Here is an 11954-nt window from a genome sequence, read left to right as displayed (position 1 = left end):
CCAGCATCGAACAGCGGATGGCGACGAAAGATGATGTGGCAGATATTCCGTTTATTAAACAAGCGGTGATGGAAACGTTAGAAACCATCAATGAAATCCCAGCAATAAAACAAACCCTCTCTGAAGCGCTACGAAAACTAGACAATGTTATCGCCAGTCAAGCGCGGCAAGAGCTCGTTCTCCAATCACTTGCATTTCGCTCGCTTGAACAAGAAAATGAGATTCGCGCATTAAAAGCGAAATAATCTAGCCACGCAACAACACTTCTTACCGTAGCAATCAATCCTATACTAAGCGCAAAAAGCAACCGCATGCACGGTTGCTTTTCTCCATTTATGGAATGATGGATCAGGCGCGCGTAATGCTTCTGCCAACAACGATAAAACATAAATTGACAACCAAACAAAAACATCCGACACTGGCCAATCCGCAGCAGATCAAAAATGTCCCGTAACAATCGGAAGAATGCTTCTGTCGTATTTCATGACCAAGCCGCCTGTCGCCGGCGGCTTGGTCAATCCGTTCCTAAGCGGCTTAGTTCCCAGCCGTTGCTTTTGCCTGTTTGAAAAACTGCGGCAAGTATTCTTTATGCGCTTCCAACATTTCGTCCAAAATTTGTTTGGCGATGGTGTCAGACGGGACAAGCGGGTTGATCGTCATGGCGACCAACGCCGTTTGGTAGTCGCCGGTGACCGCAGCCTCGGCAGCGACGCGCTCGAACGACTTGATTTGCTGGACGAGCCCACGCACCGCGACCGGCAAATCGCCGACGGCGATCGGTTTCGGTCCATCTTTCGTGATGACGCAATTTACCTCCACCGCCGATTCCGGAGGGATGCTCGCAATGGCGCCGTTGTTTCTCGTGTTGACCGGCTGAATGTCGCGCTTGTCGTTGTAAATGGAGCTGATCAAGCTGCACGCGGCGTCGCTGTAGTACGCCCCGCCGCGCTGCTCGAGCTGCGGCGGCTTGATGGCCAAGTTCGGGTCTTTGTACAGCTCAAACAGCTCTTTTTCGAGCTGCTGCACAACTTCGGCGCGCGTCCCTTTCGTTTTCGCCGCCTCGAGCTCTTCAGCCAGCATTTTGTCCGTTTGGAAGTAATATCGATGGTACGGGCACGGCAATACTTTCAACCCTTTCAAAAAGTCCGGCTCCCAGCCAAGGTCAACGATGTTTTTCATCGTCACACCGGAGCGGTCTGGATGGGCGACGAGGTCAATCACCTTTTCAGTCACTTCGACTCCGTCCAGATAGACGTGCAAGCCAAACACCATATGGTTCAAGCCGGCAAAATCAATGTGCACGCGGTCGGCATCAACGCCAAGCAGCTTGGCGACGCCCATGCGCATGCCGATCGGCACGTTGCACAAGCCGACCACTTTCTCCTGTTTCGTATAGCGCAAGACGGCTTCCGTCACCATCCCAGCCGGGTTCGTGAAGTTGATAAGCCATGCATCGGGGCAAAGCTCTTCCATATCGCGAATGATGTCCAAAATGACCGGGATCGTCCGCAATCCCTTAAACAATCCGCCCGGGCCGTTCGTCTCTTGGCCGATCACCCCGTATTTGAGCGGGATGCGCTCGTCTTTCGCCCGCGCCTCAAGACCCCCGACGCGAAACTGCGTCGTCACAAAATCCGCCCCGTCAAGCGCCCGACGGCGATCCAAAGTCAAATGAATCTCGATCGGCACGCCGGCTTTTTCGACCATCCGTTTGGCCAGTGCGCCAACGATTTCGAGTTTTTCTTTGCCTTCCGGAATATCGACAAGCCACAATTCCCCGACCGGCAATTCATGATAACGCTTGATCAACCCTTCGACCAATTCCGGCGTGTAGCTCGACCCGCCGCCAATCGTCGCAATTTTCAATCGTTTATCCATATTCCTCTTCCCCTTTCGCCCTGTTGGGCATGGTATAATCAATGTAGGAATCAACCAGTGGGCTTGAAAGCGCCATCCTTTCCCAGCTATCGCACGTTCCGTCCCATGAAAGCGAGGTGTCCCGATGTTCACTCCTGAACAAATCGCCCAGTTCTCCGAGCTCGACTACGCCATTTACGACTATGTGATGAAACATCCGCATGAAGTCGCGTACATGCGCATCCGCGAGCTCGCCGAAGCCGTCCATGTCTCGCCGCCGACCGTGCTCCGCTTTTGTAAAAAGGTCGGATGCGAAGGGTTCAGTGAATTTAAAACGAAATGGAAGCTGTATTTGCGCGAGACAAAGCGAACCGCGATCATCAGCAGTCAAGAGGCGCTTAAGGAATTTTTCGAACGGACGCTGACCGCCGATTACGAGCGGACCATTCTGGATGCGGCAGCCGCGATCGCCCGGGCGGATCACGTCATTTTCGTCGGATCGGGCAGCTCCGGTATTTTGGCCGAATACGGCTCGCGCTATTTTTCTGCCTTTCAAAAGTTTTCTGTCTACATCAAGGATCCGTTTTTTCCGATTTACGGCCATTATTTCCACAACTGCGCCGTCATCGCCTTGTCGGTGTCTGGAGAGACGTCCTATACGCTCGCCCAAGTGCACCGGTTCAAGGAAAACGGCAGCACGATCATCAGCATCACCAACCGGAAACATTGCACACTCGCGAACATCTCGGACTACAACTTGACGTACTACACCACACCGGAGCGGATCGGGCAGACCGATGTCACAACCCAGCTTCCGGTCGTCTACTTGCTCGAACGGTTAGCGAAAGAAATGTATCGACTGCTGGGACGGAAGACGGAAACGATCGGAAAGGACAGCAGCCCAACCGTTTGAGCCCAACTCTGCTGATTGCAGCAACGCCATCGCCTTGTTGTTGGCTCCATCTACTATTACTAAACCGCGCCGGATGGCAAAAGTAAAGGGCATGGCGCCTTGTTGTAACAAAAGGAAAACGAAAAACAACTGTTTCTATGTTGTAACACTATGTTACAAAGGCAAGAACGGGCTGTGCATATAAGTTTTAGAAGGAAGGGGGGAACTGGGGCGTCCCGTTTCCTAGCAACCCTTCTCAAATGAAGAAATCTTGAAACACCCGTTTCTCTTTTTCCATGATGGTCGATCCAAGGGAACCGGCTGTTTTTCACCAACCTTTTCGCGGACAATGCGTTTGTTTTTGTAAACTCAGCCTTGACACTGTGGTGTTGTTTGAGGCACGCTTAGCGGATTTCTCCTTTGCGCCGCCCGCCGATCAAAAGAAACATCCCCGCCAACAGGCAGGGATGCAGAGCGTCCGCTATGATCAAAAAATTTTCCCCGGATTGAGAATGCCGTTTGGGTCAAACAATTGTTTCAGCCGTTTCATCCACACGACGGCGTCTCCTTTCTCCTCGCGCAAAAACGCCCGTTTGCCAAGGCCGATGCCGTGCTCTCCCGTGCACGTGCCGCCGCGCGATAAAGCGTAGCGGACGATATGGGTGTGCACGCGTTCGATCCGCGCCATCTCATCTGCATCGTTCGGGTCAAAGGCAAGCACCGTATGGTAATTGCCGTCGCCGACGTGGCCGAAAATCGCGGCGGTCATCTTCTGCTCGTCAACGAGCCGACGTGTATCGGCGATAGCGTCGGGCAGCTCGGACAGCGGCACGCACACATCGGTGGAGAGCATCGCCTTGCCTGGATAGGCGGCTTGAATGGCGAACGCCGCATGGTGGCGCGCTTCCCACAGCTTCGCGCGGGCGAGCGAGTCGGTCTCGACCACAAACGAAACCGCCCCCTCCACTTCGCACAATTCGTTGACCAGCTTTGTCCCTTCCTCGACGCTTGACGGGCTGCCGCTCAGCTCGATAAACAACGTCGGTTTCACCGGATAATCGGTTTTTTTGTACGCATTGACCGCGGCGATCGTCGCCTCGTCCACGAGCTCGATTTTGCCGGGGCCGACGCCGGACCGCAAAATGGCAAACGCAGCCCCTGCCGCTGTCTCGAGAGACGGGAAGCACACTTTGATGGCGTTCGTCGCCTCTGGAATGCCGTGCAGGCGGACGACGAGGCGGGTGAACACGCCAAGCGTCCCTTCCGATCCGACGAACAAGCCGGTCAAGTCATAGCCGGCCGACGATTTCACCGCCAAACTTCCCGTCTGAATGACTGAACCGTCCGCGAGCACCACCTCTAATCCGAGCACTTGATCGCGCATGACGCCGTATTTCACGCAGTTCGTGCCGCTCGCGTTCGTCGCCGCCATGCCGCCGATCGTCGCGTCCGCCCCCGGATCGACCGGGAAAAACAACCCGTATCGCTTCAGCGCCTCATTCAGCTGCAGCCGCGTCACCCCGGGCTCGACGATCGCCAAAAAATCATCGGGACGAATGTCAATGATGTGGTTCATCAACGTCAAATCGAGGCTAATCCCGCCTTGGACCGGAATGACGTGCCCTTCCAAGCTCGTGCCGGCGCCAAACGGTGTGACCGGAATGCGATGCTCGTTGGCAAACGCCATCACCCGGCTGATTTCCTCCGCTGTCTTCGGAAAGACAACGACATCTGGCTTGTGCGGCGCATGGTAGGCGATGCCTTTGCTGTGGTGTTCGAGCACCGTTTCATTGATGCTCACCCGCTCGCGGTCGCCGATCAATTCCAGCAGTGATTCGTATACGTTCATCGTTCTCCTCCTCACCCGATCGGATCAAGCGGCGCCACCCATCGATGCGCCGCCTTTTCTCTTGACGCACTCTGATGGTGGATCGATCGACCCGGATGGCATGGTTCGTTTAGTATCGCAACAGCGTTTCGATCCCTTCCACGATGCGTTCGGCGTTCGGCAGCCAATCATCCTCCACCGACGGCACCGGATACGGCGTGTCGTAGCCGGCGATGCGCACGATTGGAGCTGATAGAGAAAACAGCGCCCGCTCACTGATCAAGGCCGCCACTTCGGCGCCAAACCCGCCCGTTTTCACCGCTTCATGGACGATCATCACCCGCCCCGTTTTTTCCACCGAGGCGATGATCGCATCAAAATCAAGCGGCTGCAGGCAGCGAAGGTCGATCACTTCCGCGCTGACCCCTTTCGCTTCCATCTCGGCGGCGACTTTGGCGGCAAGCGGCACGGTCGCCCCCCAAGCAATGATCGTCACATCGTCTCCTTCTTTCACAACCCGTGCTTGGCCGAGCGGAATCGTGTACGGCTCTTCGGGCACTTCCATGCGAAACGCCCGATACAGCTTCATCGGCTCCAGAAACAGAACCGGGTCTTCGTCGCGAATGGCGGAAATGAGCAGCCCTTTCGCATCGTACGGATTGGACGGCATGACGACTTTTAAGCCCGGCGAATGGGTAAACAGCGCCTCCAACGCATCGGAGTGCAATTCCGGCGTCCGCACCCCGCCGCCGTACGGGCTGCGCACGACGATCGGGCACGAAAACCGTCCGGCCGAGCGGAAGCGGATGCGCGCCGCCTGGGCCGCCAGCTGGTCCATCGCCTGGTACACAAACCCGAGAAACTGAATTTCGGCAATCGGGCGCATGCCGTTGATCGCCAGTCCAATAGACGTGCCGATAATGCCCGATTCCGCAAGCGGCGTATCAAACACGCGCCCCTCGCCAAACTGCGCAAGCAGCCCGTCCGTCGCCCGGAAGACGCCGCCGTTTTCGCCGACATCTTCGCCCAGCACGATGATGCGCGGATCGCGCTCCATCTCTTGGCGCATCGCTTCATTGATCGCTTCAATCATCGTCAATTCCGCCATTTATCTCACCCCGCTCCGTTGTTTGCGCCGCATCACTTCGTCTTTTTGCTCGGCAAGCAATGTTGGTGCCTCGCTGTACACGTAATCGAATACATCGACAATCGAACCGGACTTGCTGGCGATGGCCGCCTCGTACGCCGCGGTCACTTCATCATTCACTTGGGCGACAAGCGCGTCTTCCTGCGCTTCCGTCCATAATCCGCGCCGTTCCAAAAGCAGGCGCAGACGGCGGAGCGGATCTTTCGCCCGCCATGTCTCGACCTCTTCCGGCCGGCGGTATTTCGTCGGGTCATCCGCCGTCGTGTGCGGCCCGAGCCGATAGGTGAGCGCCTCGATCAACATCGGCCCCTCGCCGCGGCGAGCGGCTTCGACGGCCTGCTTCATCGTTTCGTACACCGCCAGCACGTCATTGCCGTCAACGAGCACCCCTTTCATCCCGTACGCAAGCGCCTTTTGCGCGATCGTCCGGCTGGCCGTCTGCTTCCGGTACGGGACGCTGATGGCGTATTGGTTGTTTTGGCAGAAAAAGATGACCGGCACGTTGTACACCGCGGCAAAATTCATCGCTTCATGAAAATCGCCCTCTGACGTCGCCCCGTCGCCGAAATACGCCACCGATACGTGCGGTTCGCCCTTCAATTTCGACGCCCACGCGCAGCCGACCGCATGAAGCGTCTGAGCAGCGATGATGATTTGCGTCGGGAAAATGTTCACTCCCTCCGGCATCCGTTTCCCCGACAGACGCCCTTGCACGTAATGGAAAAACTGCTCAAGCGGCATGCCATGCATCAAGCATACCGCCACTTCGCGGTAGCTCGGGAAAATCCAATCGTCTTTATGAAGCGCAAGGGCGCTGCCGATTTGCGCCGCCTCTTGGCCGCTGAACGGGGCGTAGGTCCCGATCCGCCCCTGCCGCTGCATGCGCAACAGCCGCTCATCAATGACGCGCGCCCGCCGCATTTCCCGATAGGCGCGAAGCAGCCATTCATCGGAAAACGCCGCCAGCTGCCTCTCGTCGCCGTTTCCGTTTTCGTCCAAAATTTGCACGACCTCGACCGGCAATTTGCCCGGATCAAACATGGAGTCCCCTCCCACTCTTTTTTCATTGCCGCTTCACTTCGCGCTCTCCCAGCTTTTAGGCAAGCATCGAATGATCACCGTACATCCAAAAGCAGCACTTCCGGATTTTCCAAATAGTAGGCCACCGTCCGCATAAACCGCCCGGCCGGCTCGCCGTCAATGACGCGGTGGTCAAAGGTGAGCGACATTCCCATCATATCGCGGATGACAATTTCGTCGCCGACGACAACCGGGCGCCGTTTGATCGCATGCGCTCCGAAAATCGCCACTTCCGGATAGTTGATGATCGGCGTCGCAAACCACCCTCCGCCCGCGCCGGTGCTCGTGATCGTAAACGTGCTTCCTTGCAGCTCGTCAAGGCGAAGCGCCTGGCGGTGCGCTTTTTCCGACAGCTCGGCGATCTCAACGGCGAGCTCGCGGATCGATTTTTGATCGGCGTCGCGGATGACAGGGACGACAAGCCCCGCTTTCGTCGCCGTCGCGATGCCGATGTGATAGCGCTTTTTCAAGACGATTTCATTCGTCTCTTCATCGAGCGAAGCGTTAAACATCGGATATTGCTTCAGCGCCCTTGTCACCGCTTTAATAATAAACGGCAAATACGTCAGCTTGATCTGCTCCTTGGCCAGCTCGCTGGCCAGGTTTTTGCGGATCTCGACGAGCTTCGTCACGTCCACCTCGTCCATCCCGGTCACATGCGGCGCCGTGTACGCCGATTTCACCATTTTTTCGGCGATTTTTTTGCGCAAGCCGCGAAGCGGGATGCGCTCTTCTTCTGGAACCACAAGCTCCGTGCTGGCGATGGACGTCCATGCGGCTTTGTCCGCCTTTTGCTCTATCGCCGTGCCCCCAACTGGCAAAACCGCGGCCCCGCTCCTTTCACGTTGCTCTGCCACCGCCACGGCTGCTTCCCGCTCGCGGACATATCGCTCCAAGTCGGCGAGCGTCACCCGGCCGCCTTCGCCCGTTCCTTCCACTTCATCGATCGGAACGCCCAACTCCCGCGCCCGCTTGCGCACCGAGGGCGCGGCAATCGCCCGCTTGCGCCCCACCGTTGGGCGCGGGGCTTCTATATGAACAGCAGACGCAGGCTCCTGAGCCAAATGGTCAGTCGGCGCCGCTTCGGCCGCCACCGCCGCCTCGGTTTCCACGACAATCAACGGCTCTCCAACCTTCACCGTCGCCCCTTCCGGCCCGGCAAGCGCCACCACTTTGCCAGCGACCGGCGTCGTCATTTCCACCATCGCCTTATCCGTTTGAATTTCAGCGATCGGCTGATCGGCCTTGACCACATCCCCTTCGCGAATGAGCCAGCGGATGATTTCCGCTTCATGCAGCCCTTCGCCGATGTCAGGCAATTTAAATTCGTAGATCATGCCATATCCCCTTCCCCTTGTTCTCACGTTGTGATTGGAAACAAACACAATGGTGCGGCATCAATGGTGCGGCGATCATGAGGAAACATAGAAGTTAAGCGCTTACAAAAAACGTGGTGACCATTCGTTTTTTCTACCAAAATATCAAATGAATATTTTAAATTTTCCAACCTACAAGATTTATGATAGTCTATAGATTGTCAAACTGTCAATATAAGGAGAGCAGACATTTTTCGCCCGCTTCGACAATCAACGACAGCAACTTCCATTATCGCAACATAACATTTTCGATTTCATTTGTCCCCAAACACCGGGAACGGGTCCAAAACGGCGGGGAGGCTGTTTTTCCCAGTATGAGCCATACAGGCGCCAATCGGCGGCATTGGGTGAAAAAGAAGTTGGTTTTATAAGGTTTTTCTAATTGAAAAATAAAACTAGTTCAACGGCATCACCCGTTTATATAAGGAGGAATTGACATGCGCCTTGCCACGATTCACCATATCGCTTTGATTTGCTCGGACTATGAACGATCAAAACGATTTTATACAGAAATTCTCGGATTTCGCCCCATCCGGGAGCAATACCGCGCTGAGCGCCGTTCGTACAAACTCGATTTGGAGGCTGATGGCGGCATTCAGCTTGAGCTATTTTCCTTTGAAAACCCGCCGAAGCGCCCAAGCTACCCGGAAGCGTGCGGACTGCGCCATCTTGCTTTGGCGGTGGACAACCTCGATGAAGCCATTGCCTACTTGCGCCAACACGGCATCGATCCCGAACCCGTCCGCGTTGATGAAGCGACCGGCAAACGATTCACCTTCTTCCAAGATCCGGACGGGCTGCCGATCGAGCTGTATGAAAACTAAAGAGAAAAGCACGCTTGCTCCATGACGATGACAAAACGAAGCCTCTCCGTTGATTTGTGGTACAATGGGGTCGATACAAATGAAGGAGGCCAAACAACATGATTCGATTCGCAACCATCGGCACAAACTGGATCACCGAAGCATTTCTTGACGCCGCGCGCCTCGTCGATTCCTTCGAACTCGCCGCCGTCTACTCGCGAACCGAGGAGACCGCAAAGCAGTTTGCCGACAAAGTCGGGGCGCCGCGGACGTTCACCGACTTGCAAAAGCTGGCCGAAAGCGACGGCATTGATGCCGTCTATATCGCCAGCCCGAACGCACTTCATGCCGAGCAGGCGATTTTGCTCATGAATCACGGCAAGCACGTCTTATGCGAAAAACCGCTCGCCTCCAATGCGAGAGAAGTCAAAGCGATGATCGAAGCGGCGGAGCGAAACGGCGTCGTATTGATGGAAGCGATGAAAGCGACGCTGCTTCCCACATTCCGGTCCATCCGCGAGCACTTGCCGAAACTCGGCCGCATCCGCCGCTACGTGGCGAACTATTGCCAATACTCATCGCGCTATGACGCCTATAAGCAAGGAACGGTGCTCAACGCCTTCAACCCAGCTTTCTCCAACGGGGCGTTGATGGACCTTGGCGTCTATTGCCTGTACCCGATGGTCGTTTTGTTCGGCCAGCCCCGTGGCGTGAAGGCGCAAAGCGTGAAGCTCGAATCAGGGGTGGACGGCGAAGGCTCGATCGTGCTTCATTACGGGGCGATGGACGCGGTCGTCTTTTATTCGAAAATCACGAACTCGCACTTGCCTTCGGAGATTCAAGGGGAAGACGGAAACATGATCATCGACGCCATCCACACACCAACCAAAGCGGAAATCCGCTACCGCGACGGGCGCGTCGAGGACATCACCGCGCCGCAGGACAAGCCGCCGATGTATTATGAAGCACAAGAGTTTATCCGTTTGATCGAAAACGGAGAACACGAATCGGCCATCAACTCACACCGTCATTCGCTTTGGACGATGGAAATCATGGACGAAGCGCGAAGACAAACCGGCATCGTGTTCCCGGCCGATCAGCGGTAATAAAAAAGTTCCAACCTAGTCTGCCTGGGGCTCGGTTGGAACTCTTTTTCTTTCTGTCTTATTGGATTTCCTTGGCTACCGATAAGCCATGGCTGTCACCTTCTGCTAAAATACGGGCCAAGCCATCCGCTTTCATGCGTCATGACAAACGTCCAGTTGAACTCACTGTCCACCACATATAGATCGATTTTGTCGTTTTCCGCTGCCAGATCGGCGGCTTTCAAGCCGGACGCATCCTCCACGGTGAACGCATCGTCGCCATGTTGAAAGAAAAGATAGCAACACGTTTTCTCTTCTTGATCAAACGCCATTTCCGCTTCTTCTCCTGTGAAACAGCCTCTCATCCCATAGCTGAACAGGTGCCATAAGTAGCCGTTGACTCCATTCCGATTATGAAGGTGGATGCGTTGTTTTTCTTCCGCTGTCAAATGGCCGGCAAACGCCTCTTCCCACTGTTGTCGCCATTGCGCTCCGAAACCGGACTGTTTACGGATTTTGATGTTTCGGCGAGCTAACTGATGAAATAACTCCATTTGATTTCTCCCCCAGTGACCTGATGTGGCACTGCCTTCATCGATGTGCTCATTTCGTCTGTCAAAACGTTCAGTGGATTGACAAGATGGCTTCTCACCATCTTTTTCGCGCCGAGCGGTTTTCGTCCGCCCAGCCACTTCCCCGTTTCCGGCCGCACTTCGACGAGCAGCTGCTGCGCACCCTATGCAAGACAGTTTCCCCGCTCTTTGCGCCTGCCTCGCTGCACCGCCCCTATTCCCCCGTCTCGGCAAACCGGCGGATGCGCGCGCCGATTTCATCGCGGACGCGGCGGAACACCGCCAGCTTCTCCTCTTCCGTCCCTTCCGCTTTCGCCGGGTCGTCAAAGCCCCAATGGACGCGCTTCACGTGCGGCGGGGTGACGGGGCAATGGTCGGCCGCATGGCCGCACAGCGTCACGACCAAATCAGCGCGGTTGAGGAGATCCGGGTCGATGACGTCAGACGTTTGGTTCGAAATGTCGATGCCGACTTCCTTCATCACTTTCACCGCATTCGGATTGAGGCCATGCGCTTCAATGCCGGCGCTGTGCACTTCCCATTCCTCACCAAGAAGTTGTTTCGCCCAGCCTTCCGCCATTTGACTGCGGCACGAGTTGCCGGTGCATAAAAAGTATATGACTTTTTTCTTCATCGCTGGTTCCCACCTTTACGTTGATGTTGGATTGCCCGAAGAAAAATACTTTCGCTGAAACGCCAATGCTACGTTGACAAGCGCCAGCATCACCGGCACTTCAATCAGCGGACCGATGACCGCCGCAAACGCCGCGCCCGAATGAATGCCAAACACCCCAACCGCCACAGCAATCGCCAGCTCAAAGTTATTGCTCCCCGCTGTAAACGCCAGCGTTTAAAGTCAGCACCCGCAGCGGGCCGCGGGATTCGCTGTCTCGATTTTGCGAATGTTTTCGTCTTGGTCCGGAACGTATGACAACACCGCTTGCAGCAGGGAGTAGTATTCGCTTTGCGGCCGGAGCGAATAATACACCCATTGCCCCCTCCGCTCCTCTTGGATCAGCCCGGCATCTTTTAACTTACGCAAATGCTGGCTGATCGCCGGCTGGCTGGTCGAAAACACCTCCAGCAGCTCGCACACACAGCACTCCCGCTGATTCAAAATCGCCAAAATCGTCAGCCGCGTCGGATCGCCGAGCAGCTTCAACACCCGAGCGGCTGCTCCTATCTCCATTGCGAGTTGCGGCATATCACCCCTCCATTCATCATCATATCATGATTTGCTTATATAAAAACGAACATCCGTCATGAAACGGCCACGCCGACCAATGAAATGGTTTCCGTCAATCAGTATATAAA

11 protein-coding genes and 2 pseudogenes are annotated in these 11954 nt (G+C 55.7%); 4 read left to right on the top strand and 9 right to left on the bottom strand.

Annotation, left to right across the window (positions count from 1 at the left end):
* Positions 1-245: pseudogene (locus tag GZ1_RS12760) on the top strand (hypothetical protein); the annotation flags it as partial.
* A gap of 289 nt (positions 246-534) precedes the next feature.
* On the opposite strand, the gene GZ1_RS12755 reads toward GZ1_RS12760, so the two are convergent.
* The gene (locus tag GZ1_RS12755) at positions 535-1878 is read right to left on the bottom strand and encodes a 6-phospho-beta-glucosidase (RefSeq protein ID WP_033006173.1); all 1344 of its coding nucleotides are present in this window, start codon (positions 1876-1878) and stop codon (positions 535-537) included.
* A gap of 124 nt (positions 1879-2002) precedes the next feature.
* Between GZ1_RS12755 and GZ1_RS12750 the strand changes: the two genes are divergently transcribed.
* Entirely contained in the window at positions 2003-2770 is a 768-nt protein-coding gene (locus GZ1_RS12750; protein WP_015375932.1) for a MurR/RpiR family transcriptional regulator, read from the top strand.
* Positions 2771-3236: 466 nt separating this feature from the next.
* Here GZ1_RS12750 and GZ1_RS12745 read toward each other — a convergent pair whose 3' ends face one another.
* The 4 genes from GZ1_RS12745 to GZ1_RS12730 form a co-directional block, all read right to left on the bottom strand.
* The gene (locus GZ1_RS12745; RefSeq protein WP_033006174.1) at positions 3237-4598 is read right to left on the bottom strand and encodes an FAD-binding oxidoreductase; all 1362 of its coding nucleotides are present in this window, start codon (positions 4596-4598) and stop codon (positions 3237-3239) included.
* 109 nt (positions 4599-4707) lie between these two features.
* Complete coding sequence (locus tag GZ1_RS12740) at positions 4708-5685, bottom strand: alpha-ketoacid dehydrogenase subunit beta (protein ID WP_020755918.1); 978 nt, start codon at positions 5683-5685, stop codon at positions 4708-4710.
* Positions 5686-6765, bottom strand: coding sequence for a pyruvate dehydrogenase (acetyl-transferring) E1 component subunit alpha (gene pdhA / locus GZ1_RS12735; RefSeq protein ID WP_060788605.1), 1080 nt, complete (start codon positions 6763-6765; stop codon positions 5686-5688). It abuts the gene before it with no gap.
* A 74-nt stretch (positions 6766-6839) separates the two neighbouring features.
* Complete coding sequence (locus tag GZ1_RS12730; RefSeq protein ID WP_033006178.1) at positions 6840-8141, bottom strand: dihydrolipoamide acetyltransferase family protein; 1302 nt, start codon at positions 8139-8141, stop codon at positions 6840-6842.
* 476 nt (positions 8142-8617) lie between these two features.
* Here GZ1_RS12730 and gloA2 point away from each other — a divergent pair, with 476 nt between their 5' ends.
* Positions 8618-9004, top strand: coding sequence for an SMU1112c/YaeR family gloxylase I-like metalloprotein (gene gloA2, locus GZ1_RS12725; RefSeq protein WP_033011380.1), 387 nt, complete (start codon positions 8618-8620; stop codon positions 9002-9004).
* A 98-nt stretch (positions 9005-9102) separates the two neighbouring features.
* The gene (locus GZ1_RS12720) at positions 9103-10089 is read left to right on the top strand and encodes a Gfo/Idh/MocA family protein (protein ID WP_060788604.1); all 987 of its coding nucleotides are present in this window, start codon (positions 9103-9105) and stop codon (positions 10087-10089) included.
* A gap of 95 nt (positions 10090-10184) precedes the next feature.
* On the opposite strand, the gene GZ1_RS12715 is transcribed toward GZ1_RS12720, so the two are convergent.
* From GZ1_RS12715 to GZ1_RS12705, 4 genes and pseudogenes are all read right to left on the bottom strand, one after another.
* On the bottom strand, positions 10185-10622 hold the full coding sequence (locus tag GZ1_RS12715) for a DUF4275 family protein (protein ID WP_060788603.1): 438 nt from the start codon (positions 10620-10622) through the stop codon (positions 10185-10187).
* 232 nt (positions 10623-10854) lie between these two features.
* A complete protein-coding gene (arsC, locus tag GZ1_RS12710; RefSeq protein ID WP_011232692.1) occupies positions 10855-11274 on the bottom strand; it encodes an arsenate reductase (thioredoxin) in 420 nt (139 codons plus the stop codon).
* 15 nt (positions 11275-11289) lie between these two features.
* Positions 11290-11490: pseudogene (locus GZ1_RS18380) on the bottom strand (arsenic resistance protein); the annotation flags it as partial.
* Between the two features lie 6 nt (positions 11491-11496).
* A complete protein-coding gene (locus GZ1_RS12705) occupies positions 11497-11844 on the bottom strand; it encodes an ArsR/SmtB family transcription factor (protein WP_020755926.1) in 348 nt (115 codons plus the stop codon).
* Positions 11845-11954: the final 110 nt, after the last annotated feature.

It is taken from the genome of Geobacillus zalihae NBRC 101842 (assembly GCF_001544135.1).
In the GTDB taxonomy this organism is placed as follows: Bacteria; Bacillota; Bacilli; order Bacillales; family Anoxybacillaceae; genus Geobacillus; species Geobacillus zalihae.
This window is presented reverse-complemented; position numbering and strand designations above follow the sequence as displayed.